This window comes from Nitrospirillum goiasense, from assembly GCF_034427435.1.
Lineage (GTDB): Bacteria > Pseudomonadota > Alphaproteobacteria > Azospirillales > Azospirillaceae > Nitrospirillum.
Genome location: NZ_JAXQNP010000003.1, coordinates 70,974 through 85,346, shown reverse-complemented (window position 1 = coordinate 85,346; position 14,373 = coordinate 70,974). Strand labels below are relative to the sequence as shown.

13 protein-coding genes are annotated in these 14,373 nt (G+C 69.4%); 9 read left to right on the top strand and 4 right to left on the bottom strand.

Annotated features, from left to right (window positions below):
* Window positions 1–117: 117 nt before the first annotated feature.
* Window positions 118–1,491 (top strand): methylenetetrahydrofolate--tRNA-(uracil(54)-C(5))-methyltransferase (FADH(2)-oxidizing) TrmFO, encoded by a 1,374-nt coding sequence (gene trmFO / locus ULB03_RS14715; protein WP_322483897.1) that lies wholly within the window; start codon window positions 118–120, stop codon window positions 1,489–1,491.
* 144 nt (window positions 1,492–1,635) lie between these two features.
* Here the strand turns inward: trmFO and ULB03_RS14710 are convergent, their stop codons facing one another.
* Complete coding sequence (locus tag ULB03_RS14710; protein ID WP_322483896.1) at window positions 1,636–2,493, bottom strand: phytoene/squalene synthase family protein; 858 nt, start codon at window positions 2,491–2,493, stop codon at window positions 1,636–1,638.
* 207 nt (window positions 2,494–2,700) lie between these two features.
* Between ULB03_RS14710 and ULB03_RS14705 the strand changes: the two genes are divergently transcribed.
* Complete coding sequence (locus ULB03_RS14705; protein ID WP_322483895.1) at window positions 2,701–3,705, top strand: squalene/phytoene synthase family protein; 1,005 nt, start codon at window positions 2,701–2,703, stop codon at window positions 3,703–3,705.
* Between the two features lie 240 nt (window positions 3,706–3,945).
* A complete protein-coding gene (locus ULB03_RS14700) occupies window positions 3,946–4,542 on the top strand; it encodes a superoxide dismutase (protein ID WP_322483894.1) in 597 nt (198 codons plus the stop codon).
* 85 nt (window positions 4,543–4,627) lie between these two features.
* On the opposite strand, the gene ULB03_RS14695 is transcribed toward ULB03_RS14700, so the two are convergent.
* Window positions 4,628–5,005: an Mth938-like domain-containing protein gene (locus tag ULB03_RS14695; RefSeq protein WP_322483893.1), complete on the bottom strand. Its 378-nt coding sequence runs from the start codon at window positions 5,003–5,005 to the stop codon at window positions 4,628–4,630.
* Between the two features lie 119 nt (window positions 5,006–5,124).
* Window positions 5,125–5,475, bottom strand: a complete 351-nt coding sequence (gene yajC, locus ULB03_RS14690; RefSeq protein WP_322483892.1) for a preprotein translocase subunit YajC — start codon at window positions 5,473–5,475, stop codon at window positions 5,125–5,127.
* 269 nt (window positions 5,476–5,744) lie between these two features.
* On the opposite strand from yajC, the gene ULB03_RS14685 reads away from it, so the two are divergent.
* Complete coding sequence (locus ULB03_RS14685) at window positions 5,745–6,650, top strand: ATP-binding protein (RefSeq protein WP_322483891.1); 906 nt, start codon at window positions 5,745–5,747, stop codon at window positions 6,648–6,650.
* Window positions 6,651–6,959: 309 nt separating this feature from the next.
* The gene (locus ULB03_RS14680) at window positions 6,960–7,439 is read left to right on the top strand and encodes a Ros/MucR family transcriptional regulator (protein ID WP_145610065.1); all 480 of its coding nucleotides are present in this window, start codon (window positions 6,960–6,962) and stop codon (window positions 7,437–7,439) included.
* Between the two features lie 93 nt (window positions 7,440–7,532).
* On the opposite strand, the gene torT is transcribed toward ULB03_RS14680, so the two are convergent.
* Window positions 7,533–8,714, bottom strand: coding sequence for a TMAO reductase system periplasmic protein TorT (gene torT, locus ULB03_RS14675; RefSeq protein ID WP_322483890.1), 1,182 nt, complete (start codon window positions 8,712–8,714; stop codon window positions 7,533–7,535).
* Window positions 8,715–8,943: 229 nt separating this feature from the next.
* On the opposite strand from torT, the gene ULB03_RS14670 reads away from it, so the two are divergent.
* The 4 genes from ULB03_RS14670 to ULB03_RS14655 all read left to right on the top strand — a co-directional run bounded on the left by ULB03_RS14670 (window position 8,944) and on the right by ULB03_RS14655 (window position 14,367).
* The gene (locus ULB03_RS14670) at window positions 8,944–10,356 is read left to right on the top strand and encodes a DUF1800 domain-containing protein (RefSeq protein ID WP_322483889.1); all 1,413 of its coding nucleotides are present in this window, start codon (window positions 8,944–8,946) and stop codon (window positions 10,354–10,356) included.
* A 14-nt stretch (window positions 10,357–10,370) separates the two neighbouring features.
* The gene (locus ULB03_RS14665; protein WP_322483888.1) at window positions 10,371–11,642 is read left to right on the top strand and encodes a DUF1501 domain-containing protein; all 1,272 of its coding nucleotides are present in this window, start codon (window positions 10,371–10,373) and stop codon (window positions 11,640–11,642) included.
* A 74-nt stretch (window positions 11,643–11,716) separates the two neighbouring features.
* Entirely contained in the window at window positions 11,717–12,349 is a 633-nt protein-coding gene (locus tag ULB03_RS14660) for a phosphohydrolase (protein WP_322483887.1), read from the top strand.
* The gene (locus ULB03_RS14655) at window positions 12,346–14,367 is read left to right on the top strand and encodes a tetratricopeptide repeat protein (RefSeq protein WP_322483886.1); all 2,022 of its coding nucleotides are present in this window, start codon (window positions 12,346–12,348) and stop codon (window positions 14,365–14,367) included. Before ULB03_RS14660 ends, ULB03_RS14655 begins: the two co-directional genes overlap by 4 nt.
* The last annotated feature ends 6 nt before the right edge of the window (window positions 14,368–14,373 follow it).

The window sequence follows — 14,373 nt, the reverse complement described above, 5'->3', positions numbered from 1 at the left end:
AGTAGCTTTTTCCTGGTAGCGCATCGGCCTCATTTTTCCGGGGGGCTTGACGGACGGCGCCGGCTGGCGTCTTTGGCCGCACGCGGTTTCAGTTTTGTTGAAAGCAAGGTTTTGGTCATGAGCGACACCCCCACATCCACGAACGCCAATGGCCCCGTGCACGTCATCGGCGGCGGCATGGCCGGCAGCGAGGCCGCTTGGCAGCTGGTCCAGTCCGGGGTGCCGGTGGTGCTGCATGAGATGCGGCCCGTGCGGGGGACGGAAGCGCACCAGACCGAGCATTTCGCCGAGCTGGTCTGCTCCAACTCCTTCCGGTCCGATGATCACGAGTACAACGCGGTGGGCTTGCTGCATGAGGAGATGCGGCGCTGCGGCTCCCTCATCCTGGCCTGTGCGGATGAGCACAAGGTGCCGGCCGGCGGCGCGCTGGCGGTGGATCGTGACGCCTTCGCCCAGGCGGTGACGGCCACGCTGACCGCCCATCCGCTGGTGACCGTGGTGCGGGACGAGGTCGCGGGCCTGCCGCCGGAGGAATGGGACAGCGTCATCGTCGCCACCGGCCCCCTCACCTCCCCCGCTTTGGCCGCCGCCGTCCTGGAACTGACGGGCGAGGCGCAACTGTCGTTCTTCGACGCCATCGCCCCCATCGTCCATTTCGACAGCATCGACCTGAGCCGCGCCTGGTTCCAGTCGCGCTATGACAAGGTGGGCCCCGGCGGCACGGGCAAGGATTACATCAACTGCGCCATGGACAAGGCGCAGTACGAGGCCTTCATCCAGGCCCTGATCGACGCCCCCAAGACCGAGTTCAAGGAATGGGAGAAGGACACGCCCTATTTCGAGGGCTGCCTGCCCATCGAGGTCATGGCCGAGCGCGGCCTGGACACCCTGCGCTATGGCCCCATGAAGCCGGTGGGCCTGACCAACCCGCATGATGAGCGCCGGCCCTACGCCGTCGTCCAGCTGCGCCAGGACAACGCCCTGGGCACGCTTTATAATCTGGTCGGCTTCCAGACAAAGATGAAGTACGCGGACCAGACGCGGGTGTTCCGCATGATCCCGGGGCTGGAGAACGCGGAGTTCGCCCGCCTGGGCGGCCTGCACCGCAACACCTTCCTGAACAGCCCCCGCCTGCTGGACCCGACGCTGCGGCTGAAGGCGGCGCCCCGCCTGCGCTTCGCCGGGCAGATCACCGGCTGCGAGGGCTATGTGGAAAGCGCCTCGGTCGGGCTGATGGCCGGCCGCCTTGCCGCCGCCGAACGCCTGGGCCGCCCCGCGGTCCCGCCGCCCGTCACCACCGCCTTGGGCGCCCTGCTGGGCCACATCACCGGCGGGGCGGAGGCCGAGACCTTCCAGCCCATGAACGTGAATTTCGGCCTGTTCCCCCCGCCCACCGAGCGCGACGCCCGCGGCCGGGAGCTGCGCGGCAAGGAGCGCAAGCTGGCCTATACCCGCCGTGCCCTGGCCGATCTGGCGGAGTGGTTAGGGTGATGCCAACGGCATGAGAGACATCTCATGCCGTTGTAGGCCCCGACCGGGGCCGCCGGAGATTTCTGGGAAGCCGAAGGCGGACCGGAAATCGAGGATAGCCAAGGCCGTGGATGCGGCCGCCCGGCATCTGAGGGAACCTTAAAACTACCACCGGCCACTAAAGGCCGCCCAGGCCAGGCGGGCGGCGCGCAGGCCGTCGGGGCGCAGCAGCTCCGGCGCCAGGGGGTCGTGGCCGGCCTTGGCCAGCCGATCCAGCGACAGGCTGGCGAGGCGGGCCGGCAGCAGGGCGGGCACGGCGGCGCGGGGCAGTGTTCCGCGCAGGCGCCGGGCGGCGGCCAGCTCCGCCCGCGCCGCGTCCGCGATCTCCTTGGCCACGGCGGCCAGCCCGGGTTGGGGCTTCAGCTCGAACAGCTGGGCCTCGTCGGCGCCGTGCTTGCGCATCAGATCCGCGGGCATGCGCGACCGGTGGGCACGGGCCAGGAAGGGCACGGCGCGCAGGATACCGGCCAGGGCCCAGCCCCGACCGACATGCGCGGCCACGGTTGCGGCGGCCCCCTGCGGGTCCACTCCCAGAACCTGAAGGGCCAGGCGCACCAGCGGGGCGGACGTCACTTCGGCATAGCTGACCAGGCAGGACAGGTCGGCCGGCGCCTCGTCATCCATGTCGGCCTCACGCGCGTCCACCAGCAGGTCGAACTGGGCGCGGTCCAGGTCATGGCGGCGCACCGCCTGGGCCAGGGGCTGCACCACCTCATGCCGGCGGGGTGCGCCCTCATAGACACCGGCGATGCTGTCACGCCACCATTGCAGGCGGATTTGCCCCAGCATCGGCTCCGTCACCACCTCGCGCGTCTTCGCCACCTCATGGTTGAAGGCATAGAGCGCCGCCAGATCCTCGCGCCGGTCCGCCGGGGCGAACAACAGGGTCAGGAAGCGGTCCGGGTCCTGCCGGCGGACGGTTTCCAGACAATAGGACAGGGTGGGCTGGGCTGAAGAGGCCATGGCGCGACACATCCGGCGGGAAAAAGGCGGGCCTTTATGGACCGGCGGATGGGTGCCTGACCAGCGCGTCGTGCCGCCGGCAGGGACGCCCTGCCCGGAATTGCCGGTGGGCGTCATGCTGCTTTCCCTTCATCCGGCGTTCAAGCTCTGGCACTCTGTGCTCCCATCTGCCACCGGGCCAATCGCCACCGAGACGGAGGACCGACCATGGCCGATTTCCGTATCCAGCCGCCCGCCATCGGACGCGCGCGCCCGGCCCAGCGCCGCCCGCCCGTCCAGGGCGGCTACGCCTCGGCCTTGCGGCGGGTGCCCAAGGCCATGCGGCGCCACGCGGCGGCCTTCGCCTCCTTCCTGAAGCTGGCGCACGACATCACCGGCGACGCCAACCTGGAACCGGAGGCCAAGATCGCCCAGTTGGACGCGCTGGAGCGCGCGCTGGTCAGCGGCGGCAACGTGCCCTCCTGGCTGGGGCCGGCCCTGGAGCTGAAGGCCAGCCTGGCGATCACCGGCGGCTCCTCCCTCCACGCCCGCCAATTGCTGCAGGCCTTTCGCCGCGACGCCGAAGGCTATCGCGCCCGGACCTGGGGCGACGTGCTGGCGGCCTGCCGCCTGGCGGCGAACCCGGTCGGTCACCACCTTCTGGAGCTTTATGGCGAAAGCGCCGACGCGTTGGCCGCGACGGACGCCCTGTGCACCGCCATCCGCCTGCTGCGCGTGGTGCAGGAATGCCGGGACGATTGGGTGCGGCTGGGCCGCTGCTATTTCCCCCTGGACTGGTTCGACGCCGTCGGCGCCAGCCCGGAACATCTGGTGGAACATCGGGCGACGCCGGCCATCCGCATGGTGCTGGACCGCATGCTGGACCGTATCGACCGCCAGCTCGATCACGCGCGCGCCCTGCCAGGCGCCCTGCGGGACCCGGGCCTGCGTATGGAAACCGCCGTGCTGCTGCATGCCGCCCGCCTGATGGCGGGGCGCCTGCGCCGGCGCGATCCGCTGGCCCAGGGCATCAGCCTGGGCCCACTGGCCCGCGCCTGGGTCACGATCCGCGCCCGGCTGGTCCTGGCCCGCAGCATGGCCGGCATGGCCCCCACCCCGCCGTCTGGGCCACCGGCCGACCCGGATGCCGATGGCCCCAATGCGGGCCCCGATGCGGCCGGCCCCCACGCCCAGGGATCCGACCCGGAACAGTCCCCCCGGCAAAAGGGTTAACCTTTCCGGCCCCGAACCGGTTCTATTCACTTCCCGGGACGGGAATGTTCATGTTACCCCCTTGTTCCGGGTAGGGAAACCAGGGCGCGGGCGGCTGTCCTGTGACCATGCCCACATGCCGGGGCCATCAGGCCAGGGCATGATTTCGTTGAAGAATAACGGTCCCGGTGGACGGACGGCCCCGCATCACGGCCGTGCCCGCCCACTCCCGAATAACCCCCGTAGAAGACGAGGAAAACCATGGCTTTCGAACTTGCCCCTCTGCCCTACGCCAAGGACGCCCTGCAGCCCTACATGTCGTCCGAGACGCTGGATTTCCACCACGGTAAGCACCACAACGCCTACGTGACCAAGCTGAACGAGCTGATCGCCGGTACCGCGTTCGAGGGCCAGAGCCTGGAGGACATCGTCAAGGCGACCGCCGGCAAGGCCGAATCCCAGGCCATCTTCAACAATGCCGGCCAGCATTGGAACCACACCTTCTTCTGGAACAGCCTGACCCCGAAGGCCTCGGCCATCCCGGGTGAGCTGGAGAAGCGCATCATCGCCGACTTCGGCAGCGTCGAGGCCTTCAAGAAGGCCTTCGTTGACGCCGGCATCGGCCAGTTCGGCAGCGGCTGGGCCTGGCTGGTGGAAGACACCAAGGAAGGCAAGCTGAAGATCACGAAGTCGGCCAACGCCGACACGCCGCTGGCTCACGGCCTGAAGCCGCTGATCACCGCCGACGTGTGGGAACACGCCTACTACATCGACTACCGCAACCGTCGTCCCGACTTCCTGAAGACCTTCGTCGACACGCTGGCCAACTGGGAATTCGCGGCCCAGAACCTGGGCTAAGCAGCCCAGGGGCATAAGCCTGACATGCAAACCCCGGCCTTCTTGCGGAGGCCGGGGTTTTGTTTACCTGACGTGAAGCCGGATATCAGGCCGGCAGCAAAGCGGCGGCCACGCGCCGGCCCTCGGCCAGCAGGACATTATAGGTGCGGCAGGCGGCCCCCGTGTCCATGGCGTCGATGCCCGCCAGGCCGCGCTCCTTGACGGCGCGGCGCAGGGTGGAGGGGAACAGCTGCATGGTGGGGCCGGTGCCCAGCAGCACGATCTCCAGCGCCGGCTCTTCCGCGATCAAAACCGCGAAATCCTCCGGCAGCAGGCCGGCGAACCCATCGACCGTCCAGGAGATGGTGCGGTTGGGGAAGACGATGATGGGCGTCTCATAGACCACGTTGCTGACGCGGAAGCGGCCGGGGCCATAGGCGTCGATGACCTGGCGGTCGGCAGGGATGAGGGGGGTGATGTCCATGGGCTTCCAGCCCTCCCGAGAATGAAAAAGGCCCGCGCTCGGCACCTTGGGGGACGCTGGCGCAGGCCTTTTAACTGGCGTGCGGGGACGGCGGTTTCAAACCCGCCGCCCGCCGCGGCTTACTTGGAGTCGGTATCGGCCTTGGCGGGCTCGGTCTTGGCCAGGACGCTGGTGATGGTGCTGCGCAGGACGCGGAACTTCACCCCCTCACCGGCATCGATGGTGACCTCGTCATTGTCGCCGACCTTCACCACCGTGCCGATGATGCCGCCACCGGTGACGACCTTGTCGCCACGGCGCAGCGCCTCCAGCATGTTCTTGTGTTCCTTCATCTTCTTCTGCTGCGGGCGCATCAGGAAGAAGTACATGACGATGAACACCGCCACGAAGGGCAGGATCTGCATCAGCGAGCTGGCATCGGCGGGACTGGCGCCGCCGGTGGTCTGGGCCTGGGCGGTGGACACGAACATGGGACGGTTGCTCCAGCGTGCGGGACTATACAACGGCCAACGGGGGCCATAAGGGACCAACGGGGCGGACATGCCCGCGTTTGGCCGCGACTATACCGACCGCCGGCCATGTTGCAACCCAATCTCAGACCCCCGGCCGGCACGGGTTGCCGCCCGGCGGTGGTGCCCGTACCGTTCGCGGGTTGAACAGGTGGGCCGCAGGCATACCGCGCATGGCCCTGAGGGCGCCCACTCCGGGCGCTGTTGCAATCAAGAAGGAAGCAAGCCCCGTGACCCTCGAGTCCACCCTGCTGCCGCTGCTGACCCGGATCGCCGACGCGCTGGACCGGCTGGCCCCGCCGCCGCCCGCGCCGATCGACTTCCACGCGGCCGACGCCTTCGTCTGGCAGGCTGATGGCGACCGTCTGTCCCCGGTGCCAGATGTATCCAAAGTGGACATCAGCCTGCTGCAAGGGGTGCGGAACCAGCGCGACATCCTGCTGGAGAACACCCGCCGTTTCGCCCAGGGCCTCCCGGCCAACAACGCCCTGCTGTGGGGCGCCCGCGGCATGGGCAAGAGCTCGCTGGTGAAGTCGGTGCACGCCGCCGTGAACCAGGCGGCCGGCCGGCCCCTCGGCCATGGCCCGTTGGCGCTGGTGGAAATCCACCGCGAGGACATCCCCTCCCTGCCCCGCCTGTTGGCCGCCGTGCGCGACAGCGGCCGCCGCTTCGTCCTGTTCTGCGACGACCTGTCCTTCACCAACGACGACGCGCATTACAAGTCGCTGAAGGCGGTGCTGGAGGGCGGGGTGGAAGGGCGGCCGGCGAACGTCGTGTTCTACGCCACCTCCAACCGCCGCCACCTGATGCCCCGCGACATGATCGACAACGAGCGCTCGACCGCCATCAACCCGTCCGAGGCGGTGGAAGAAAAGGTGAGCCTGTCGGACCGCTTCGGCCTGTGGCTGGGCTTCCACAACTGTGACCAGGACACCTATTTCGCCATGGTGGACGGCTACGCGGCGGCCCTGGGCCTGACCGTGCCGGTGGAGGAGTTGCATGCCCGCGCCGTGGAATGGGCGGTCACGCGCGGCAACCGGTCCGGGCGTGTGGCCTGGCAATTCATCCAGGATATCGCGGGACAGGCGGGGGCGGCCGGGAGCACGCGCCCAGCCCCTGAGTCGCGCACGGCGTGAGCGGCTCATAAAACTTCCCGTCAACGTGCCACCACCGGCCGGCGACGAAGCGTTCAAAACGGATTGGGAGTCGCCTTAAAGGCGACTCTTTGTCCTACCCATGTAACGGGTTTCAGCTTCCGATTCTCGGCGGTTTTCGCCTAGAGAGGGTACGTAACTCGGTTTCCCATTACTCTATCCCCCCAAGTTTTGCGCGATTTTGACAATTCCAAGGGGGGACACACTTCTTTTCAATACAAACAAGATAAATTCGGTTATAGTCCGTCCAACAAAACCTGCAACAAGTGACAAACAACGCCAGGGCTGGACATGACACAACCGATATCCGATTCCAATGACGACCTGCAGATCATCGCCCTGACCGGAAAGATCGTCACGAGCTATGTTGCCGGTAACACGCTGGCGCCCGCCGCCCTGCCTGATCTGATCAAGCAGGTGCATGACACTCTGCGTCGTCTGGTGACGCCTGAGGAAGTGGTCGCCACCCCGGCGGAGCCGCTGACCCCGGCCGTTCCGATCCGCAAGTCGGTCACTCCGGATTACATCGTGTGCCTGGAAGACGGGCGCAAGCTGAAGATGTTGAAGCGCCACCTGCGGACCGCCTACGGCCTGTCGCCGGAGGAATACCGGGTGAAGTGGGGCCTGCCGTCCGATTACCCCATGGTCGCCCCGAACTATGCCGAGCAGCGTTCGGGCCTGGCCAAGGCCATCGGCCTGGGCCAGCGGTCCCGCACCGAGGGCAAGCCCAGCGGCAAGCGCCGCCGCAGCAGCAGCGCCGCCGCCGAGTAATTCCAGCGGCCCAGACAGTTTTGATACAGTTTTGATTTGGATAAGGCGGGCCATCGTGCCCGCCTTTTTCGTTTCCGTTGTCAGGACCGCCTGTCAGGACCCCAAATGCGGCGGCAAATGGGGTGACGCCGCGTTCGGCGCCTCTGGAAGTGGCTCGCCGGGCAGGAAACCGCCCGGCATAGGGGCCGTGGGGGGCGACGCGGGTGACAGGGGGCGAAGCTGGAATCTCTCGCCCTGCGGCACCGCGATGCGCGACAGGTCATAGCCGGCCAAGGCCGTCCGATCCAATCGATCCACCGTCATGACATTCCAGACACCATGCGGCTTGCGCTCCAGCGCGCGCACCGCCAGATCAACGGCGATGCGCGCCTGTATAATGGGGGAATCGGCGGACGCCTGGTCCACGATACCGCTCTTGATCAGATCGGCGACGGCATCGGTGGCATAGGTGGCCACCAGATGGGTGGAGGCGTCGTGGCGTGACCGCAGATAGCTGGCGGCCGCCTGGATGGCCACGGCGTTCCCGAAAACCACGTCGATGTCCGACACCCGGTCGAACAGGTCGCGCACCAGATCCATCTGAGTCGGCAACGCGGTCGCGCCATAGCCGCCGTGGATGACCTCCACCCCGGCACGCCCCAGGATCGCCAGGGCCGCGGCCTCCATGGCGTCCGACCATTCCGCCCCCTTGGGGCCCGGCAACCACCCGACCTTCAGGGGACGCCCGGCGGCCCTTTCCCATTCCGCGCGATGGGCCAGGATATAATCGGCGCCGACACGGGCGTCCTCGCGAAAATTCGACACGATGTGGGCGCTGACGTAGGGCGAAGCCATGCCGTTGATCAGGTCGATCAGCGGCCGCCCACTATCGGCGATGGCGGCCGCCTGGGCATCCAGGCCATCGCTGGATATCGCGGCGACGATATAGGCGTCAGGCTTCAACTCACGGCAGGCGTCGACTTGCGCCCTCTGCACCTCCAGCCGGTCATAACCGCCCGCCTGGTAAACACCGATGAGGACGCCCTGGCGCTCGGCCTCGCGGACCAGGCCCCAGGAAACACCCCACCAGAACTTGTCCTGGGCCCCTGGCAGCAGGGCGCAGATGCGCCAGGGGCGGCTGGCGTGCACCAGGGGAACATAGGGCGCGGTTCGGCCGTCGCTGGCCACGGACACCCAGGTGTCCGGCCGCGCCATCTCCGGATACGCCATCACCCCGGTCACGGCGAGAAAGCCCCCCAGCCCCCACGCCCAGCGCCGGCCTTTCCCCAAAGCCATGCTAGCCCCCACGTCACTGCTCCCCATGCTGACATCGTGCGCCGCGCGATAAAAGAGCGAAGGCGTCGCCGTCCTTGCACTTTTGCCGGGTTCGCAGGGTCCCCGCGCCGTGCGCCGTACCAGGGGCGATGCGGACGTTTCCCCCTCGCCTGGCGTGGCCTGAAGGCCCCGAAAGCGCGGAAACGCTTGGGCGCCGGCGTGGAACCGGCCTGTACGAGGACATCCCCCCATGACCCTACAAGCTGCGACCCTGCAAGCTGCGACCCTGCAAGCGGCCATTGCCACCAACCGATTCGGACTGGGCGCCCGCCCCGGCGACATCACGGCGGCGCAATCAGACCCCCGCGGCTGGCTGGAGGCGCAATTGGCGCAAACCGGGACGCCCCCGGAACTGCGCGGCCTGGACAGCAGCGCCACCCGCTTGGACGCCACCTATGCCGCCCGCAAGGAGAAGGACGAGGAGGCCCGCAAACCGCTGCGGGACGCGTTGCGGGAGGCCTATCGTGACGACGCCGCGCGACGCACCCGGGCCGCCATCGCCACGGACGCGCCCCTGCGGGAGCGGCTGGTGCATTTCTGGTCCAACCATTTCACCGTGTCCGTCAGCCGGCCCATCGTCGCCGCCGCCGTCGTGCCTTATGAGACGGAGGCCATCCGGCCGCACGTCACCGGGCGGTTCGCCGACCTGCTGCTGGCCGTGACCCGCCATCCGGTCATGCTGAACTACCTGGACAACGCGGTTTCCGCCGGCCCCGACAGCCCCGCCGCCATCCGGCGCCAGCGGGGCCTGAACGAGAACCTGGGCCGCGAATTGCTGGAGTTGCACACCCTCGGGGTCGATGGCGGCTACAGCCAGACGGATGTGCGCGAACTGGCCCGCATCCTGACCGGCTGGAGCGTCGCGGCGGAACGGGACCGGGACACCGGCACCTTCCTGTTCCGCGCCAACCTGCATGAACCGGGGGACAAGGTTCTGCTGGGCCAGCGTTATGGCGAGGACGGCATAGGCGAGGGCCTGCTGGCGCTGCAACGCCTGGCGCGGCATCCGGCCACCGCCCGCCACATCGCCACCAAGCTGGCCCGCCACTTCATCGCCGATGCCCCGCCCCCGGCCGCCGTGGCGGCGCTGGAAAAAAGCTATCGCGACAGCGACGGTGACCTGGGCGAGGTCACGCGCACCCTGCTGCGCCTGGACGCCGCCTGGGCGCCGGAGCAGCGCAAGGTCAAGACGCCCACGGAACTGGTGATCTCCACCGCCCGCGCCCTGCACGGAACCGTGCATGGATCGGAGATGGGCCATGGATCGGAGACGGGGGGCGACGGCGGCCCCCCCACCGGCCATGCCGATCCCACCGTCCGATCCCTGGCCCTGCTGGGGCAAATGCCCTTCGCCGCCCCCTCGCCCGCCGGCTGGCCGGACCAGGCGGCGGACTGGGCGGGCCCCGAAGCCGTGGTGCAACGGGTCGATTGGGCCCTGACGGTGGGGGAGAAGCTGGGTGACGGCATCGATCCCCGCCAAATCGCGGAGCAGGCGCTGGGCCCCCTGGCCAGCGACGCCACCCGCCAGGCCGTGAGCCGCGCCCCCAGCGCCGCCGATGGCCTGGCCCTGCTGATCTCCGCCCCCGAATTCCAGCGGCGCTGAAGGAGTGCCCCCTCATGTCCCCCATCCTTGACCTGAACCGCCGCCACCTGCTGGCCAGCCTGGGCACTGCCGCCGCCATGGCCGCCATGCCCCGCGTCAGCTTCGCCCGCACCGTGGGTGACCAGCGCTTTGTCCTGATCGTCCTGCGGGGCGGGATGGATGGCCTGGCCGCCGTGGCGCCCTACGCCGACCGCGACTATGGCTCCCTGCGCGGCCGCCTGGCCCTGGCCGATCCCAACGCCCAGGGCGGTGTGCTGGACCTCAACGGCTTCTTCGGCCTGAACCCTGCCCTGGCCGACATCCACCCCTGGTACGCGGAGGGGCAGTTGCTGGTGGCCCATGCGGTGGCCACACCCTATCGTGATCGCAGCCATTTCGACGCCCAGGACCTGCTGGAAAACGGCACGGTGACACCGCATGGCACGGCAACCGGCTGGCTGAATCGCGCAATCGGCCAGTTGGGAGGAGGCCAGTTGGAGGGTGGTGCAGCCGGGCGGCGCCTGGGCCTGGCGGTGGGCCAGGGCGTGCCCCTGGTGCTGCGCGGCACGGCACCCGTCGCCTCCTGGGCGCCATCGCCCTTGAAGGAAGCGGACGGCGACTTCCTGGACCGGGTGGCCGCCCTTTATGCCGGCGACCCGCTGCTGGCCAACGCGCTGAAGGCCGGCCTGGAGTCCGCCAGCATGGCCGATCACGCGCTGAACGCCGACGCCGACATGTCCATGGACGGAGGCATGGCGGACGGCTCCGCCCCCAAGGCCAAGAGCGTGCGCCTGGACCCGGCGCAGTTGGGCGAAACCACGGGGCGGCTGCTGGCGGACGCCAACGGCCCGCGCATCGCCGCCCTGGACCTGCAAGGCTGGGACACCCACACGCAGCAGGGAACCACCGCCGGCCGCCTCGCGGGCGCGCTGGGCAACCTGTCCAAGGTCCTGGTCTCCCTGCGCGCTGGCCTGGGCCCGGCCTGGAGCCAGACCGTGGTGGCGGTGGTGACGGAGTTTGGGCGCACCGCCCGGCCGAACGGCACCGGCGGCACCGACCACGGCACGGCGACGGCCGCCTTCCTGGCCGGCGGCGCCGTGCAGGGCGGCCGTGTGCTGGCCGATTGGCCAGGCTTGGCCGATGATCGCCTGTACCAGGGGCGCGACCTGGCGCCGACGCAGGATCTGCGCGCCCTGATGAAGGGCGTCCTGCAAGAGCATCTGGGCCTGGATGCGGGCGCGCTGAACAAAGCGGTCTTCCCCGGCGACGGTTCCCCCGCCGCGGTGCCGGGCCTGATCCGCACCTGACGGACAGGGCCCTAGCCGGCACCCCGCGGGACGCGCTATCTGTTGCAGGATGGCGACTGGCGGAGGCGATGGGCATGACGGGTGAGGCACGGGCCTGGGTCAGGTTGCCCTCAAGGCGGCATCTGAACCTGCTGGCGCCCACGCCCCTGGACTGGGATGACGAGGACCTGGCCATGGGCCTGGCCCGCACCTATCGCTGGGGCGGGCACTCCCGCTGGCCCCTGCCCCTGTCGGTGGCGCAGCACTCCCTCACCGTCCTGGCCCTGTCCCGGGCACAGGCCGACAGGCCCCTGAGCCCGGCGGCGGAACTGCGCGAACTGCTGCACGACGCGGATGAAGGGCTCTTGGGGTTCGACGCCATTTCACCGCTGAAGCCCTTCCTGGGTCCGGAATACAAGGCCCTGGCCGCCCGGCTGGAGGGGGCCATCACCTTGCGCTACCAAATCCCCGCCTGGAACCAGACCACGAAGAAAAACCACAAGCGGGCGGACCGTGTCGCCGCCGCCAGCGAAGCCCTGCATGTGGTCGGCTGGTCGCGGGAGGAGATCCGCCGCACGCTGAAAATTCCCTACCAGCCGTTGGATGACGACCCCTTGGGGACGATCTATGCCGGCACGCCCTGGGAGCCTTGGCCCGCCGACCTGGCGGCGGAGCGGTTCCTGGAGGCCCTGCGCGAGCTGTTGCGGAAACGGGATGACCGGGCATGAGCACCCTGGCCCGGGCCCATGCCGCCGTGACCGCCGGGCGCATGGCGGAGGCGGCGGACCTCTACCGCGCCGCGCTGGCCCAGGCCCCGGATGACGGCACCGGCTGGCTGGGCCTGAGCCTGGCCGCCGCCGCCATTGGCGCCTCGGGCGAAGCCCTGGCCGCGGCGGAAAAGGCTGTCGCGCTGCTGCCGACCCACGCCCCCGCCTGGGCCAACCTGGCGGAGCGGCGGCGCCAGGCCGGCCGCATGGCCGATGCGGGCGCCGCCTACGCGCACCTCGCCGCCCTCCCGGGCGCATCCGCCCCCCTGCGGGCGGATGCCGAGAACGGCCTGGCCCTGGTGGCCCGCGACAGTGGCCAATTGGATGTGGCGGAGGCGCACTGGCGCCGCGCCATCGCCCTGGACCCCGGCTTCGCCGGCGCCTATGCCAACCTGGGCAAGATGCTGTTCGACCAGCAGGCCATGCCGGCGGCGCTGCAGGCCCTGACGCGGGCCGTCACGCTGGACCCCGCCAACGGCGGCGCCCGCATGAACCTGGCCCTTGCGCACAAGGCGCTGGAACATCAGGCGACAGCGGTGGCGGAGTTGCGGCACCTGCTGGACCAGCCGGGGACAAGCGAACAGTTGATCCACGACGCGCGGTTCAACCTGGCCCGCCTGCTTTTGCTGCAAGGCCCGGGGACGGAAGCCTGGTCCCTGTATGAAAGCCGGTGGAAGGTGAGCCATTTCCCCTCCGTCCGCCGCGCCTTCCCGGTGCCGGTCTGGCAAGGGGACAGCCTCTTGGGGCGCCGCCTGCTGCTGTGGGGGGAGCAGGGATTGGGCGATGAAATCCTGTTCGCCAGCCTGGTTCCCGATCTGGCCGGCGGCCTCACGGACGCGGTGCGCGCGGCCGGCACGGACGTGCTGCTGGAATGCGACCATCGCCTGGTGCCGCTGTTCACCAGATCGTTCCCGCCCGTGACCGTGATCCCCCGTCCTCCCCAGGTCGCGCTCAGTGGCTCCCGCGATGCCTCGGCCGATCCACGCGCGGCCACGGCCACAGCGCAGTTGCCCACGGGCAGCCTGCCCCGCTATTGCCGTCCGACACTGGCCAGCTTCAAGGGAACGCGCCCCTTCCTGAAACCGGACCCCGGGCGCGCGGCCTTTTGGGCCAGGCGGGTCGCGGCCCTGGGACCCGGTTTGAAGGTGGGCCTATGTTGGACCAGCGGCCTGCTGACGGCGGAGCGGGCCATCAGCTACACCACCCTGGCCGACTGGCTGCCCCTGGCGTCGGTGCCGGGCATCCATCTTGTCAGCCTGCAATACAACCGCGACATCGTGTCGGCGGAGCTGCCTGGCGCGCGTGCGCGCGGATTGGACATCACCGACTGGGCCGATCTCGACCAGCGCAACGACCTGGACGAAACGGCCGCGCTGATCTCCACCCTGGATCTGGTGCTGACCGCCCCCACCTCCGTGGGCGAGATCGCCGCCGGCCTGGGGGTGCCCACCTGGCGCATCTCCACCCCCAGCCAGGATTGGAGCGGCCTTGGCACCCCCATCCGCCCCTGGTACCCGGCCATGCGCATCTTCCCCGCCGCCAGGGAGGGGGAAACCATGGCCGATATCATTCATCGCATGGCCCATGCCCTGTCGGCCCTGGCACGGCCGACCGCCGCGCCCACGCCCTTGGACCTGAACGAGGCCCTCCGCCTCCACCAGACGGGCCGGCTGGCCGAGGCGGAGGCCGCCTATCGCCAGATGCTGGCGGTCCTTCCGCCAGAAGACCAAGCCAGAGGGGACGCTTTGCATCTGCTGGGCCTGCTGCTGCACCAGGATGGACGGCCAGCGGAAGCGGAACCGCTGCTACGCCAGCTCTTGGTGGCGGAGCCGGCCTTCTTTGAGGCATGGAACAGCTTGGGCGCGGTGCTGTTGGCACTGGGCCGGCGGGCCGAGGCGGCCGACGCCTGGCGCACCGCCCTGCGCCTCAGCCCCAACCATGAAAAGGCGGCCGCCAACCTGGGGCGACTGGGCCTCTGAACCCGA